This is a genomic window from Mesorhizobium sp. YR577 (assembly GCF_900116595.1).
Classification (GTDB): Bacteria; Pseudomonadota; Alphaproteobacteria; order Rhizobiales; family Rhizobiaceae; genus Mesorhizobium_M.
The window spans coordinates 1-15,429 of the sequence record NZ_FPBI01000016.1; the positions used below are offsets into that span (position 1 = coordinate 1).

A 15,429-nucleotide genomic window follows, 5' to 3' on the forward strand; every position below is an offset into this window, starting at 1 on the left:
GAAATACGATCTCAAAACCGGCCTGGAAGACGCCTATGCGTGGTTCCGCGAACATGTCGAGAAGGGCGAAGCGCGGCTCAACGTCGCCTGAGCCGTTCGCTCGGTGGCGATATCAGCCGGCATATCCGAAAACTCCCCCACAGCCTAAAGGCTATAGCAGGACAAGGAGTACTGCCGCGCCACCGCGCTCACGGTCGCGCGGGCTTCGTAGCTTTCCGCCACGATCCGCGCCTTCTCCTCCTCCGGCAGCCATTCCCGCCGCAGACCGGAGCTCGTGAACACCTCGAACCGGCGCGCGGGCTCCTGATCGCTGGATTTAAGCGTAAGCTCTGAAATCGTCATGTGTCGAAGCCCTCAAAGGCTGCGAACATCGTCCTTAACGCCGATCACCGAAAGGTGCCGTCCGGACATCGCTTACCATCTATCGTATAGCGGTTTTAACGAACTTCTGATGTTCGCCCTCAGCTCACAAGACGGCCATCACCGCGGGGATACGCTTCTTCTACACGCTGAGCGGGACAATCGTAGCCGCCAGGGTGCTCACCCTTGGAACTGCAACAGCCAAAGAAGGCCACTGGATAACGATCATCCGAACGGGGGCTGGCGATTTTATTGGTCAATTGGTGGACTGAAGAACTTGGCAACAGGCCAATGGTGCACGGTAGTGTATAGCGGTTCTGCTTGGGAGTTGGATCAGTTTGGTAGCCTTTAGGGGCTATCCAACTTCCAAACAAAGCTGCTGCATCCCGGTTCTACTCCCACAGCATTGTCCCACGATTGTCCGGGGCGTAACGTCCTTTGCTCGATTCCGGTGAAGGTAACGTCTGACGGGCAAGAGACATAGCCGCTTTTGTTTACTCGGTACGCGAACAATGGGCGGGCTCTTTCTAGACCGCGCATTGGCATCCGGCGGGAGCGGCCTTCCACCACTTCCCAATATTGCGGATCATGATCCGCATATTTTTCTACCCATGGTTTGGAATCCAGCGCGTTGCCAGCCAATGCAATGATGTCGTTGCGCTTTGAGAGAAGCCGAACGTACCAAGTGCTCCAATGGTTCAGCCCCGCCGTTGGGGAAATTAGAGGCGATTCCAGCAAGATGACTATCTGCGAATTGATCGGCCATTTTTCAGAGTTGGCAGAGACGATCCTTTCAATAGCCTGCGCGCCGGCCAACTGCCGGGAGAAATATCGATCTCGTTGCCACATGCCATAGGACTGCATCGCAAGCACAAGAGCTATCGCTGAAATAAATGCGACAGTTCTTTCTGGGAGACGTGCACTGGTGATTAGGGGGGCAGCAACGGCAGTAAGGGCAACTGCTGCAAGAATGAACGGCGCAACGGCATACCTGTCCAAATAGTATGTAGTGACCGCGGATGGTGCAAAAGTCAGTGCTGAAGCAGCAATCAAAGCAAGTGAAAACCACAGATTCTGTCTGCTTGCCATTCTGCTATTAAGGGCTGCAACAACAACGAGAGCGGTCAAAAAAGCAATCGCTATGCCATTGGCCCATAAGAGTGGTGCCGAAATTTTGGACAGAGCGCTAGCAAAGCTGGCAAACACGGTAGCGATGTCGAACGAAGTCCAGCCAACAATGGCGCTGTAATGATATCCAGTGCCCAGGTAGACACCGAATGCAACCGGGATTAGGGACAGAGCTACCAGCCACACGGTTCTTTTTGTTGATAAGCCAAAGGCTAGTTTCGAGGCTGCTACGATCAGAAATGGGAACGCCGGCGCAAGAAAGAGGCTCGGTGATGTCAGTCGAGCCACAAGGCAAAGAAGTCCGCCGATGAGCACGCCCAGGAATGCGAGGAGCAGCGAATTTCGGATTGTCGCCGTTAGCGCGCAGATTGCCAACATCACAAAGGTTGCGCCGATAGTTGGGTGTGATCCTGAGATAAACAGGCCTTGGTCGATTGATGCTGGATAGAGTGCAATGACCACTCCTGCGAGAGTTGCTCCAATTGCGCCTACGCCAACGAGCATTAGCCAGTAGCTTATCGCGAATGCGAGAAGGCCGAAAAAGCACAGTGATATCACCTTCAACGCCCAAATCGGGAGCACTGGTGCTAAGTAGCCAATCGCGTAATAGATGCTTGGGTGGGATGCTGGGAACTCCGGCACACCGAATACCGCTCTCCCTATGAATATGGTGTCGTCCTGCGTAAGGAAGGGGCTGAACACATAGAGGCCCTGCTGGATGAGCATGAGTGAGAGCGCCGCGAAGAACGCAGCCGTCGCGGCTAGCGCCATATGGCTCCTGCTAATCAATGAAATATCCCTGTGTTGTTCGCGGTGATTTAGACAAAGCCAGTGGCATTAGGTAGCTCTAACTGGAGCAATTCGAGGGAGCGGCATGACGCGAACCTACGCTTTTGCCGCTCAGGCAGTCTGTAGCCAACACGTTTTGGCAGGAAAGGAGTTTGAGCGAGGACGCGTTAGAGAGTGTGCAAGACGGCTATTTTATCATGTATTTCCAGACTTGATTCCGTTCAAGCCCGTGACGGCCGAATTTAGTTACTGCGGATTATCGCCGGAGCGAGCTTGGTAGCGTACATGTTTGATCCGGCTTTCGTCAAATGCATGTAGTCGAAATATATTGGCGTGCCGTCTACCAGCAGCGGACATTGAGGCTGGCAAAACAATTCACGCATAGAGATATACGTCACACTGTTCTGCTGTGAAAAATGGTCCTTCAGGATAGTGTCGCGCTTCTTAGAAACATCGAGCAACATCTCGCTTTCTCTCGACTGGGCATTTTGATCCCCAGCCATTCGTCGTTTCGCAAGAATGACTGGTACAGCGTGCTTGTAGGCGATTGGTGGGCCTAAGACCACAACCCGTATGCCATTCTTTTCCAAGGATGCCACTGTAGAATCGAGCATCTGCATATTCAAACTGTCAGGCGCTGTTATTGGCCAATAGGCGCCCAAGATAACCGTGTCAGGTTTTACGGCTCTAATCTTTGCGAGAGCAGCGTCATTAAAGTCCTTGCAGTTTGGTCTCTGCTTGTTTTCCAGGCCCACTATCGGAGGGCACATTGAGGCCGTGAGCTGCCCAAGTGACGCTCCTAGTCGGGTGAGGATGGGTCTCAGGCCCCATTGATAGTGTGCTATGCTGCTATCACCCCAAAGAATGTAACCTGGGCGCCCTTTCGGCAGGCACGCATTAAGATCCACATCTTGCGGTCGTTGGTTTGGGTCGAGGAAACAAGTGCGGCGTTGGAATAGGTCGCGGTAATCCATTCTCTGGTATGCGAGGATGTGCTCGATCTCTGGGTTAATGCGACTGGGCATGCCGTCGAACTTTATGACGGCAAAGGCTCCAAGCATAAGAGACCCGAGAGCCGTCACCGACGAGGAAAACACGACCGTTCGAGTGAGAGAAACTTGACTAGGCAAGAATGGCCTTTCAATTAGCAAGCGCACCAGCCACGCCAAGGTGATGCAAATTAGCGTTCCACCGATCAAGAATACGCTGCTCGGCGTGTCAGGTGCGGCCGCCATCCAGAAAACGGCGATGGGCCAATGCACTAGATAAAGCGAGTAGGAAATGTCTCCCAAGAACCGCATTGGCGCGAGGCTGAGTAGGTGACTTGCGGTGTTCGGCGCGCGGTCGGCTCCCCAGACAACCATTGCCGTTCCGAGACATGGGGCAAGAGCCAGTATACCCGGGAAAGGCATTGTTTCGCGGACGAATAGCATACAGGCGACGATGACGACGACGCCACCCGCGACGATCGTCGCCGATGATTTACCGGCAGGCGGGAACCTCATCTGTGGCAATGCCAAAGCGCATCCGATCAGCAATTCAAACGCGCGGAATGGCAAGAGGTAGAATGCCATAGTAGGGTCGTAGCGGCGGGCAATCTCGCAAGCGATCAGGGACGCGATCATGAGCCCTATCACCACGAATGGCATTGCGTGGTTTCGCGCCCGATAGGTCAGCATCGCAATCAGCGGGAAAAAGATGTAGAACTGCTCCTCGACACCGAGCGACCAGTAGTGGAGTAGGGGTATTTCAATCGCAGCTGGCGAGAAATAGTCGCTCGTAAGGTAGAAAAATATGTTTGAGGATAAAAATGAACTGGCAAGAGCAGACTTGGCGAAACTGACTAAGTCGCTCGGCAGAAGCAAAAAATATGCTACGATTCCCGATGCCAGGGTAACAACGAAGAACGCTGGTAGGATACGCCGAGCCCGCCTTTCGTAAAACGACAGGATCGAAAATTGATAGCTCTCGATATCCCGATATAGTGACTTGGAAATTACATAGCCTGATATTACGAAGAATACATCTACACCAACAAACCCGCCCGGCAACCATTCAGCACCGAAATGGAATAGCACGACCCCCACCACTGCGATGGCTCTGAGGCCGCTGATATGAGGTCGAAACCTTATATGGATATGATCGGATGAAATGGGCGGATACCCTGAGTTGCCGCTATTCAAAACGGAAGAGTGCTCTTAACCTGTGGTTGCGCCGCTTCAAATTTCTCATGCGGTACTCGACGGCATTGAGGAAGAGCAGATAACTGGAATGTGTGATAGCCCGCATGGGCTCCGCCATCAATTACGGCGAATCCCTCATCCAGATTTAGCGAACTACTATAGACGAAGGAGATCGCCCGCTCTGCTAACATGCCGTTTAATCGAGTCTCATTCGTCCAGTTTTCAAGCGACAATTTCAAATCCTTTTAGAGCTGATGATACGTTCGCAAGGAACTCTTTGCTAAAAATGTGACCACTGGCACGATAGGCGTCGATGTACTCGAGAGGAGCGCCGGCAAGGGCGATACCGCTAACGGCCATATAGGCAGCGATTAACGCATCTTGGGAGACAGATGTGATGACGCGAGCCAGGCCAATAAGCCGCTCTCGATCTGCCACTGAGATCTCCGGCATTATCTGAAGCCGTGCCCCCATGCCTTCGGCGCCGATTTTCATTCAACCTCCCCAGCTTCTGGGGTACCAAACCACACACCTCGCCTCCGGCGCAACACCTCTCGGCGGGGTAGAAGCTGATTACCTTCCGGCACCGCTATCTCTCCAGTCCCGCTCGGCGCGATTTGCGGTGGTGTCGGCGAGTTGGGCAGCATAGGCAACTGAAGCGCGGCCAGAGCTACTATCCGGCGACTGCGTCAACAAGGCGCTGGTGGCGCCAGAGGTCATCGAGGCGGTGCTGGATCGCGTGAAGGCGGCAAGCCGTGTTGACTCTCACGAACCGCCTGCTCAAAGTACTCAATCGCCGTTGCTTCCCACGGATTATCCTCAACCGGAGAAGCTTTCGCATTCCAAGCGCTTCTGGACGTGGATTTCGACCGGTGGCGGCACGGCGGTACTGCCCTTCGTGGATTGGCGTATTCATCTCCTGTGGTTGTCGTCGGCTTTGCCATCTACGCCATCGCGACCATGCCTGCAGTCCGCAAGAAGTTGGGGACCGCGTGATGCCGTTCCTCCTCTGGGCAATCGGCGTTGGCCTTACGAACTCATTCGACTGGCTGGCGAAATCTTTCGGGTTGGCGGATGAGACAGGATACAAGATACAGAGGTGAAGTTGGCCCAGAAAGCCTGTGCGGCGGTCCGAGAATGCCCCGAATGTTCACCTGCCAGCCTGACAGGACGCCATCGCTGCGGTTGAATTTCTTCGAGCAGCAGGCTTGATTTATGGGTAAGTGGGCACCGCACATGACAAGGCCGCAGGAGAGTCTTGAGGGTTGCGGATCCGTATCCCTACCACATCCGGTCGCCAGGTTAGCCTCTCGGCTCCAGGTCGACAATTCAGACCGTTTGATATAGCCTGCGGACGCAGAGTCGCAGCTCCCTCCGTCATTGCACACAACGAGGCCGTACTATCTTGGAAGCGCGAAAGTAATGAGTGTCTTGGGCCAACTCTGGCGGTTTGGAATTGTTGGGATCGCCAACACTGCGATTGGTTTGGTAATAATTCTGACATTGCAGAATGGACTGGGCGTTCATCCTCTGCTGTCAAATATGGTGGGTTACCTCATTGGTTTCTTGATGGGCTACCACTTCCACAGGACATGGACGTTTCGCTATGGAGGTAACGCCGTTGAGCGTGTGCCACATTATTTTCTCGTCGTCGCGATCTGTTACCTCCTGAATGTCTCCACCCTTACATTCCTCACATGGATCGGAATCGACCCATCCCGGGCGCAAATCGTTGCCGTTGTCATCTACTCAGTTTCTCATTTCATCCTCGGCAAATGGCTTGTATTCGCTGACAAAAAGGCCACCACGCGATGCGCGCCTTAACCGATGCCTCCCTAAGGACAGGCATGCTGGAGTGAGCCCATCAGTTTGTTGGTCGCAACCGTCGGCCGCGGCGTTCTGTTTTGTACAGCCGAGGATGTATGTTGTCGGTTGTTAGCGCGTCGCGAGCAGGAATGTAGCCAGTAGGAATTCATCGGTGACTGGCAAGGACAAGTTGTTAAGGTTAGCCTAAAAATGTTACTGCGTGTGATCGAACGATTCAACGCTCTCGGTGATAATGCGTATGCCCTCCAATTTACACGATGCTGAGCAAACACTTAGCAGGAAGACAGTGCTTATAACCGGCCACACCGGATTTTGTGGTGGCTGGCTGGCTCTCTGGCTGAAAGAGTTGGATTGTGAAGTAGCAGGGTTGGCACTTCTACCCGAGACCGAGCCCAGCCTTTTCGCAGCGGCGGATATGGCAGCAACAATCCCGACGGATATCGTAGATATTCGTGACCGAGCCGGGGTGGCGCGAACGGTAGCCCGGATACGCCCATCGGTCGTGTTTCACCTCGCGGCGCAGCCGCTGGTTCGGCGTTCCTATCGGGAACCAGTCGAGACATTCGACACGAATGTGCAGGGGACGGTGCATGTCCTGGATGCTGCGCGCGCGGCGGACGTGAAGGCATTGGTGGCGGTGACAACCGACAAAGTCTATCGCAATCTCGAAGCCGGGCGAGCCTTCCTGGAGAACGACGAACTCGGGGGACATGACCCTTACAGCGCATCGAAAGCAGCCGCCGAAATGGTGATCCAAAGTTATCAGAAATCGTTCGGCGACGAGATATCGATCGTAGCGGCGCGCGGTGGAAATATAATCGGTGGTGGCGACTGGTCGGAGGATCGACTGATACCCGACGCGGTTCGCGCTGTTATTGAATCTCGGCAACTGGAACTGCGAAATCCAAACTCAACGCGTCCCTGGCAGCATGTGCTTGCGCTCTGCCATGGTTATGTCCAACTCGCGGCCGCTTTAGTGAACAGCCCGTCGGATGTCCGTCCCGCCTATAATTTCGGTCCGGATTTGGCGGATAACCTGTCAGTCGGCGAGGTCGTCGTGCTTTTTCGGAACGCATGGCGTGATGTCGGCACGACTTTTGAGCCTTCCGCAATCCATGAGGCGGGACTTCTGGCGGTAAACAGCCAATTGGCGCGACAAGAGCTCGGTTGGAAGCCGGCATTGACGACGGCTGAGGCAGTTGCTTGGACGGCCGAATGGTATGAATCCTTTCACGACAGGGGGGCATCTGCGGCCGCGATAACACGCGAACAGATTTTACGATATCGTGATCGGTGTGGCATCACCGGTGTCTGCTGATGCCGATCTCTTCGCGTGCATTGGTAAGCGGTGGCACCGGCTTCATTGGTAGAAATCTCGTCGCCCGGCTCGTGGAAGCTGGTTTTGATGTCACGTGTGTCCTGCGCCACAGTTCCGTGGTTCCGAAATTTCCTGCCGCTGCTGCTCGCGCGATCAAGTCAGCACGCCTTATTCGCGTCGCGAATATCAGCGAACTCACCGCTTCTTCGCTTGGCCGATTTGACTTCGTCTTTCATCTTGCCGCTGCTGGTATCGCTCCCTCCGAACGTGATCCCGGTCTGCTGGAGAGCGTCAATGTGGAGGGGCCAAGGCAAATGGCGTCGCTTGCCGATGCGGTCGGTGCCCGACTCATTCTTGCAGGATCGAGCGCCGAATATGCAGACCCGGTGGATGACGAACGCCTCTCGGAAACGGCGCCGCTTCAAAAGGAGCGGCTTTATGGACGGACCAAGGTTGAAGGCACGCAATCAGCACTAAAGCTGGCGGCGACACGCGACGTCCCTGCTGTATGCTGCCGGCTTTTCAATATCTTTGGACCAGGGGAGGCTGCCCACCGACTTTTTCCGTCCGCGGTGCGTGCGTTTTCGAAAGGCACGCGGCTCCCGCTCTCGACCGGCACCCAAATCCGCGACTTCCTTTCCGTCAGCGATGCATGCTCTGCAATGCTCGAATTGGCGAAGTGGCTTTCCCGGCAGACTGACGGATCCGAAAACAGCGCGGTCAATATATGTACCGGAGAAGGCCGATCTGTGCTTGCCTTTGCCATGAGCATTTGCAACGTCATGGACGGTGACGAGCAACTGCTGGGCATTGGCGACTTGCCATTGCGTGCTGACGACGTTCCCATACTGGTTGGCGATCCGAATTTGCTTGCAATGCGCACCGGATGGCGCGCATCACCTCATCAGATTGCGCTGGCGGCGGAAATTGAGGCGTTTCGAAGGGGCATGGGGTGACGAATCGGAATAAAAAACTTCTGTCGATCGCGGTGCCCGTCTACAATGAGGCCGCGAACGTTGAACCGTTGCTGCAACGGCTTACCTCGGTTCTCAACGATCTCGATGGCTACGACTATGAGATCGTGTTTACCGACAATGCTAGTGTCGACGAAACTTTCGAAAAGCTGACTTTCATCGCGCGCGACAATCCACGCGTGCGCGTCATCAGGTTCTCGCGCAATTTCGGCTTTCAGCTCTCGATCCTGGCGAACTATTTGGAAACTCGCGGCGATGCAGCCATTCAGATCGACGCTGATCTGCAAGACCCCCCCGAACTGATACCGGAAATGGTGCGTTTATGGGAGCAAGGAAACAAGGTAGTCTATGGCATACGCCGCAAGCGCGTGGAAGGATTACCGAGCCGGTTGGCTCGCTCTCTCGGATACAGGGTTATATCAGCGCTGAGTGAAGTCGACACACCGCGCGATGCAGGCGATTTTCGGCTGATCGATCGCGATGTCATCGAGGCCCTCCGAAGCACCAATGACCATAGTCCTTATCTTCGTGGCTTAATTGCTTCGTTCGGCTTTACCCAAACCGGAATCCACTACGACCGGGAAGGTAGAAAGAGAGGCTTCTCCAAGTTCGATGCCTTCTCCCTGGTAAGGCTGGGATTGGACGGTGTCATCAGTCAATCAACTAAGCCGCTAGAATTCATAACTTTTTTTGGATTCCTAGTGAGTACGCTGAGCGCAATCGGCGCTCTGATCTATGTTTTCATGTATCTGATCGGCGCCTCCGGGCAGGAGGGGTTCACCACCATCGTGCTTCTTGTTCTGGTCACGCAAGGTTTCAACATGGCATTTATGGGAATGATCGGTGAATATGTTGGGCGGATCTATAAGAACAGTCGCACGCTTCCGGTTCCGATCATCGAGTATCGTATTGAGCATCCGGACGCACCGCGGCGCATATCCAATGCAAGTTTGGAGAAAAGACCTTGAAAGCTGTCATTCTGGCCGGCGGATTTGGCACTCGGCTTTCAGAGGAGACCGATCTTCGACCAAAGCCGATGATCGAAATCGGCGGAAAGCCTATCCTATGGCACATCATGCGCCTATATTCTCATTATGGCATCAGCGACTTTGTTATTTGCTGCGGCTATAAGGCGGAATCGATAAAGCGCTATTTTTCTGAATACTATACAATAAATTCAGATATTTCCGTTGATCTCGGGTCTGGGAAAATAGATTATATAAATCCAATCAAAGAAAATTGGCGAGTTACTCTCGTCGATACTGGTCTTGACACGATGACAGGTGGGCGATTGAAGCGCATCATGCCATATGTTAACGGAGAGACTTTTTGCGTCACCTATGGTGATGGACTCGCGGATCTTAATATTGCGGCTACAATTGAATTCCACAAGCGGCATGGCCGTCTTGCGACGCTGACCGCAGTGCCATCCCCCGGACGATTTGGCATCATCGATATCGCAGCGAACGAAGAAGTTTCGCGTTTTCATGAAAAGCCCACCAACGAAATGGGGTGGATCAATGGTGGCTTCTTTATCCTCGAACCCGAGGTGCTCGACATGATCGAGGGCGACGCCACCATATGGGAGAGGGAGCCGCTAGAACGGCTGGCCAACGCCGGGGAATTGCACGCATACCGTCATGAAGGTTTTTGGAAGCCGATGGACACGCTAAGGGACAAGCGAGAACTGGAAACGATGTGGGCGGGCGGCGCCGCCGCTTGGAAGCGTTGAGAATGTCTGAATTTGATCAGTATGCGCGGAAGTATGACGCGACCGTCAATGATGCGATCGCATTCTCCGGATTGGATGTTGACTTTTTCACAAAGGCAAAAAGTGATGACCTGCTTCGCACCGTCGCTCGGCACAGATCACCACTTGGCGAACTTGCCCTGCTGGATGTTGGCTGTGGCATCGGCAATTATCATGCTGGGTGGACGTCTCATTTTCGCGAAGTTCACGGCATCGATGTCTCGGTCGAGTCAATCGATGTTGCGCGCGCTTCGAACCCCGGGGCGCAATATCAATCTTATGACGGGCTACGTCTTCCCTATGGAGACGGTGTTTTCGACGTTCTCGTGACGATATGTGTGATGCATCATGTTCCGCCTGCCCAATGGCCGGCATTGGTGTCCGAGTTCAAACGGGTACTGAAACCCGGAGGCCTGGCCCTCGTCTATGAACATAACCCACTGAATCCGTTGACACGGCGTGTCGTCGACAAATGTGAGTTTGACGTAGATGCCGTGCTTTTGTGGCCGCGGCCAACGCGGCGTCTTTTTGAGGGCGCGGGATTTGAGAAGGTTAGGACGCGTTCTATCCTGACCGTGCCGCCGTTGAATGGCCTTCTCGCCGCCGCCGACAGGGCTATGGGCTGGCAACCGTTTGGCGCGCAGTTCGCATTAGAAGCCAAGGCTTAGACAGGGAACGGTTTCAACTTTTATGGATTTCGCCAGACGCAGGTAGTACTGGGTCTTAAAAATCGGCGCTGCAATTACCGCCGGGGACAAACCACGATTCCGGTGCCGGCGTTTCCACCAGCGGCTGAAGAGCGGCCCGACGCCAAGCGAACACTGCTGCGGGGACAAGGGAGTACTGCCGCGCCACCGCGCTCACGTCGGCTTCGTAGCTTTCCGGCGCGCGTGCTCCTGATCCCTGGATTTAAGCGCAAGCTCTGAAATCGTCATGTGTCGAAGCCCTCAAAGGCTGCGAACATCGTCCTTAACGCCGATCACCGAAAGGTGCCGTCGGGACATCGCTTACGCTGGAAGGAGGCCAGCATCAAATGAAAGGTCGAAGGCTCAATCGCCGCTGGATGAAAGTTAAGTGGCAGGTTACCGACGCGCCTGGTCTTCATCGACGAGACCTGCATCAAAACCAACATGATCCCGCCGTGCAGCTGGCCCCAGGGAAAAGCGGCTACGCTTTACTCCGCCCTTGTCCTCCGGCAATTCATCCACACAATCATATCCACCGAATGCGCAAGCTGCCGCGTAAAGGCCGGATATGCTTCCGACAAAACATAAAACGCTCTAGAGCTTTTCTGATTAGCCGGCAAATGAACTCTATACCACCCTGTTCGGCGTCCAACCGGCTATGGGCCGACATCCAAGCACATCGAAAAGAATATCTACCGTCATACGATTGACGCGATCAACGGCATCCGAAGTGTTTGATCCATTATGGGTGCCAAGAACACAGTTCGGCATTGTTTTAAGCGGACTGTCATCGGGCAGAGGTTCAATTTCGAACACATCAAGACCGGCGCCGGCAAGATGGCCTTCCTGCAGGCTCGCGATGAGATCCGCTTCCTTCACTAGTGGGCCTCGTGCCACGTTAATCAACATTGCCCCCTTCTTCATACGGGCAAACGCTTTTTTATTGAATAGATGATGGTTGGCGGTCGTCAGATTGCAGGCTATGATGACAAAGTCGCTACGTTCAAGCAAATCGTCGAAGCTTGTTTGAGCGACCCGGACGGCCTTAAGCGTTGCGCCATCAAGGGATTGTTCGTCTGCGCCGATTACCTCCAAGCCGAAAGCCGCGCAACGTTCTGCGATAGCACGACCGATTGAGCCAAGCCCCACCACGCCTGCAACCTTGCCCGTGAGGCTGCGACCTTCAATCTTAAGCCAACCGCCATCGCGCACCGAAGCGTCCATGCGATGCAATCCGCGGGCCAGCAGCAAGAGATAGGACATAGCGAGATCAGCTACCTCGTCGCCAAAGACCCCGGGCGTATTATAGACCGGCAATCCTAAGTCTCGAGCGGCCGCCTTGTCTATTCCGTCCGTGCCAATCCCCCATTTGATGACCGCCTTAAGACCGTTCGCCTGGGCCGCCTCCAGAGCGATCCTGCCAATTGTATCATCACCGGCTATGATGCAATCCATTCCAGGCAGAAGGCGCTCGATCTCGTCTGCATCGAATTGTTGCCCATTTATAGTTGGAAGAAATGGCTCAACGCCTACCTCCGTAAATTCAGAGCGGAATTTCTCGAAATGGCGCTGCAGATGCATACAAGTAATGAGGGCTTTAGGCATGAACGTCTCTATATGGTTTAGCGAAGGCGGAATATTTCTTCGGCGACGCGGAAATCGATCTCTTCGTCAATGTCTACCGCCTCATGGCGATCGATCTCGAACATGAAGGGCCGCCGACCAATGCGAGTGTGGTCCTTAAGTAGAGTCTCTTTCCCAAAGATGTAGAGACAAGAATTTTCCTCGTAGAAAGGGGGTAAATCCTGCGTGCGAATCAGGATGTTCGGGTTATGGTTGATCGCGCGCGCAAGCGAATCGTAGAAGCGAGTCTGCACCTTGGTGACCGAAAACAGCGTGTCGTAAATCGGATAATTTGCCAAGAATGTATCGATTGCCTTGGCCACGGTCTCGGGCTTCAAAAGCGGATTTGTCGAATGCGTTTGAAGATAGAAGTCCGCCTCGACTGTTTCTACGTCATGAATCAGAATGTCGTTCATTGGCGTCATTCCGCCTAGCAAATGGCTAGGACGATCCAGCACGATTACGTCTGGGTATTTTTCCGCACACTGCTCCTTGATAGTCGGCGAGTCCGTGTCGATGACAACTACGTCGACGCGTCCTGAAGCTAACAATACGTCGAGCGTGTGATGGAAGAGTGGGAGTCCATCTCCGAATGCTCTGTAGTTTTTTCCAGGGACTCGTTCCGAGTTGTGGCGCATAGGCATCAGGGCCGCGATGCGTGGTTTTACTGCTGTCATTGATCTGGTCCGATAGAAAAAGGGGCCGAATGTGGGCAATAATTAGTGCCGCTGTTGTGTCTGAACGTCTGCCTGATGACGCTGAAAGTCGTACCGAATGGGTTTATCTAGTATCTCGGAATAATCGATCTCGTGCTCGACATTGTCCTGATTGCCGGACAGTTTTTCTGCACGCGAAACAGGAAAATAAAAGCGCTTACGCAACTCCTCTGAAAGCTCACTCGGTCCGCGATAGCCTTGCAAAGTGCCGGTCATCTGATTGTAACGAAATAGCAGGATCGATTTCATCTCGAAAGGAAGTTTCTTTTCTAAAAGCGCATGCCACAAATCGCTTAAAATGTTTGCGGGAAGAAGTGTCGCGAAATCGAAAATTCCAAAACGGGATTCCTTATCAATCCATCGCATGGCAATTGCTTCGCGCCTATATCGGTTCCTCACGCTGGTCCAATTTTCTTCATGCACATGAATAATTTCAGCCGATGCAACGTAGGCGATCCATCCGCCATCGGCCTGCGCCTTCTTGCCCCAATCGAGATCTTCCAATCCCGTTAAGCTCTCGTCGTACGGGCGTTTCTCCCATTCCGATCGCCGGATCGCCGCATTGGCGTTATTGCAGAAATAGCTTCTCTGCGGGAAAACAGACTCGTTCGGAAACCATTTCGCAAAAATCTGATGTTCCGAGAAATGATTTAGTTCGTTACCGCGTTGCTTACCGTATGAAAGAACCACCTGTTGCTCAGTAAAAGGCTGGACAAGATCGGATAGCCACGTGCGATGCTTCGGATAGACGTGGGCGCTGACGAAGACCAAGATATCCCCGCTCGCCGCTGCGCAACCGATATTGAGAGACCGCCCAAAAGTAAAGCTGCGCTTGTCAATTGGAACGATTTTAACACCCCACCGACGAGCGATCTCTACCGTGTCGTCGGTTGATCCGCTGTCGACCAAGATGACCTCATAGGGTACGCGCGACTGGTGAGCGAGTCCGGCTAACAACTTGCTGATATGTCGCGCCTCATTGTAAGCGCGGATAATTATCGAACACTTCATCACCGATCATACCTTCACCGTCGGAACAGTCATGCACTATCATGACCTGTTGCCAAATGCCAGAACCGCGCCAGTATTCTCTCTTGTACACGCCTCTCCGTAGGGATAGCTAACAACCATCTAACCATAGCGAACTTTCTCTACGATTATGGTTCACATTTCGGCCCTGTTGTTGTTGATTGTATCAATGAGCTTCCTCCATCCTGATATGCTGCCGTATAAGTTGCGCCGTATTGGCAGAATGTTGGTGCCGGCATCGGCGCGTGTGACAATAGCCGCTGGGATGCAAGAGTTTGCTAACAGCCAGTATCGGTTATACCCTTCATTTTACAATAATCAACGTAGGGTTGTTAACCTGAAGGATAGTAAGAAGGGCGAGGTTTGTGTCATCATAGGAAACGGCCCAAGTATGCGAGATTTTGACCTCGGGAGGCTCAGGGGAACGGATGCCTTCTGCCTCAATCGGGGTTACCTGCTTTGGCAGGCTGCAAAGATTACGCCGCGCTACCTCGTCGTAACCAATCCACTTGTTGTTGAGCAGTTCGCCAGTGAACTAGCGTCGGTAGACGCCGACCATTTCCTGCCCTGGGAGCATAGGCGCCGATTTGTCGGCGACAATAGTATGTTCTTAATGCTGCGCTGGAAGGCACATTTTTCGCTTGATATCGCCAAAGGGATTTGGGGCGGTGGAACAGTAACATTCGCGGCCATGCAAATCGCGTATTATCTCGGCTACAGCCGAGTAGTTCTTATCGGCGTTGACCACAGTTTCAATTTTGACGGCACGCCCAATTCCGAGCTAGTCGCGACCGGCGCCGATCAAAATCACTTCACACCAGACTATTTCAGCAATGGCGTCAAATGGCATGCTCCTGACTTAGCTTTGTCCGAAATTTCTTACGCAATTGCTCGTGATGCGTTCGCTGCCGACGGGCGCGAAATAGTGGATGCGACTGAGGGGGGGCAATTGCAAATCTTCCCAAAGGTCTGCCTAGAACGAATGATACTATGAATCGCGTAGAATGCCACGGTAAGGACCGCGTGATTTCATGAGACTTCTCCGT

15 protein-coding genes are annotated in these 15,429 nt (G+C 53.6%); 7 read left to right on the top strand and 8 right to left on the bottom strand.

Going from position 1 to position 15,429, the window contains the following annotated elements; genetic code table 11:
• Window positions 1-144 precede the first annotated feature (144 nt).
• From BM413_RS21870 to BM413_RS21885, 5 genes are all read right to left on the bottom strand, one after another.
• Window positions 145-342, bottom strand: a complete 198-nt coding sequence (locus BM413_RS21870; RefSeq protein ID WP_091916882.1) for a transposase — start codon at window positions 340-342, stop codon at window positions 145-147.
• 366 nt (window positions 343-708) lie between these two features.
• On the bottom strand, window positions 709-2,259 hold the full coding sequence (locus tag BM413_RS21875) for a hypothetical protein (RefSeq protein WP_091916884.1): 1,551 nt from the start codon (window positions 2,257-2,259) through the stop codon (window positions 709-711).
• Between the two features lie 260 nt (window positions 2,260-2,519).
• Entirely contained in the window at window positions 2,520-4,460 is a 1,941-nt protein-coding gene (locus BM413_RS21880; protein ID WP_091916886.1) for an acyltransferase family protein, read from the bottom strand.
• The gene (locus BM413_RS32660) at window positions 4,457-4,693 is read right to left on the bottom strand and encodes a hypothetical protein (protein WP_139238628.1); all 237 of its coding nucleotides are present in this window, start codon (window positions 4,691-4,693) and stop codon (window positions 4,457-4,459) included. Before BM413_RS32660 ends, BM413_RS21880 begins: the two co-directional genes overlap by 4 nt.
• On the bottom strand, window positions 4,683-4,955 hold the full coding sequence (locus BM413_RS21885; protein ID WP_091916888.1) for a hypothetical protein: 273 nt from the start codon (window positions 4,953-4,955) through the stop codon (window positions 4,683-4,685). Before BM413_RS21885 ends, BM413_RS32660 begins: the two co-directional genes overlap by 11 nt.
• A gap of 927 nt (window positions 4,956-5,882) precedes the next feature.
• Between BM413_RS21885 and BM413_RS21890 the strand changes: the two genes are divergently transcribed.
• The 6 genes from BM413_RS21890 (at window position 5,883) to BM413_RS21915 (ending at window position 10,997) form a co-directional block, all read left to right on the top strand.
• Window positions 5,883-6,284 carry a GtrA family protein gene (locus tag BM413_RS21890; RefSeq protein ID WP_091916890.1) on the top strand — a complete coding sequence of 134 codons (402 nt, stop codon included), beginning with the start codon at window positions 5,883-5,885 and terminating at the stop codon, window positions 6,282-6,284.
• Between the two features lie 289 nt (window positions 6,285-6,573).
• Window positions 6,574-7,605: a CDP-glucose 4,6-dehydratase gene (gene rfbG, locus BM413_RS21895; RefSeq protein ID WP_244537957.1), complete on the top strand. Its 1,032-nt coding sequence runs from the start codon at window positions 6,574-6,576 to the stop codon at window positions 7,603-7,605.
• On the top strand, window positions 7,605-8,561 hold the full coding sequence (locus tag BM413_RS21900; protein WP_091916895.1) for an NAD-dependent epimerase/dehydratase family protein: 957 nt from the start codon (window positions 7,605-7,607) through the stop codon (window positions 8,559-8,561). The genes rfbG and BM413_RS21900 overlap by 1 nt, the downstream gene beginning before the upstream one ends.
• On the top strand, window positions 8,558-9,547 hold the full coding sequence (locus tag BM413_RS21905) for a glycosyltransferase family 2 protein (RefSeq protein WP_091916897.1): 990 nt from the start codon (window positions 8,558-8,560) through the stop codon (window positions 9,545-9,547). The genes BM413_RS21900 and BM413_RS21905 overlap by 4 nt, the downstream gene beginning before the upstream one ends.
• Window positions 9,544-10,311, top strand: a complete 768-nt coding sequence (gene rfbF, locus BM413_RS21910; protein WP_091916900.1) for a glucose-1-phosphate cytidylyltransferase — start codon at window positions 9,544-9,546, stop codon at window positions 10,309-10,311. Before BM413_RS21905 ends, rfbF begins: the two co-directional genes overlap by 4 nt.
• Window positions 10,312-10,313: 2 nt before the next feature.
• Window positions 10,314-10,997 (top strand): class I SAM-dependent methyltransferase, encoded by a 684-nt coding sequence (locus BM413_RS21915; RefSeq protein ID WP_091916902.1) that lies wholly within the window; start codon window positions 10,314-10,316, stop codon window positions 10,995-10,997.
• A 645-nt stretch (window positions 10,998-11,642) separates the two neighbouring features.
• On the opposite strand, the gene BM413_RS21920 is transcribed toward BM413_RS21915, so the two are convergent.
• Genes BM413_RS21920 through BM413_RS21930 form a run of 3 tightly spaced genes read right to left on the bottom strand, consistent with a single transcriptional unit; the run spans window position 11,643 to window position 14,365 of the window.
• Window positions 11,643-12,620, bottom strand: coding sequence for a phosphoglycerate dehydrogenase (locus BM413_RS21920; RefSeq protein WP_210188948.1), 978 nt, complete (start codon window positions 12,618-12,620; stop codon window positions 11,643-11,645).
• A 17-nt stretch (window positions 12,621-12,637) separates the two neighbouring features.
• Window positions 12,638-13,315 (bottom strand): acylneuraminate cytidylyltransferase family protein, encoded by a 678-nt coding sequence (locus BM413_RS21925; RefSeq protein WP_091916904.1) that lies wholly within the window; start codon window positions 13,313-13,315, stop codon window positions 12,638-12,640.
• 42 nt (window positions 13,316-13,357) lie between these two features.
• Window positions 13,358-14,365, bottom strand: coding sequence for a glycosyltransferase family 2 protein (locus tag BM413_RS21930; RefSeq protein ID WP_091916906.1), 1,008 nt, complete (start codon window positions 14,363-14,365; stop codon window positions 13,358-13,360).
• Between the two features lie 187 nt (window positions 14,366-14,552).
• Between BM413_RS21930 and BM413_RS21935 the strand changes: the two genes are divergently transcribed.
• Entirely contained in the window at window positions 14,553-15,377 is an 825-nt protein-coding gene (locus tag BM413_RS21935; RefSeq protein WP_139238629.1) for a motility associated factor glycosyltransferase family protein, read from the top strand.
• Window positions 15,378-15,429 lie beyond the last annotated feature (52 nt).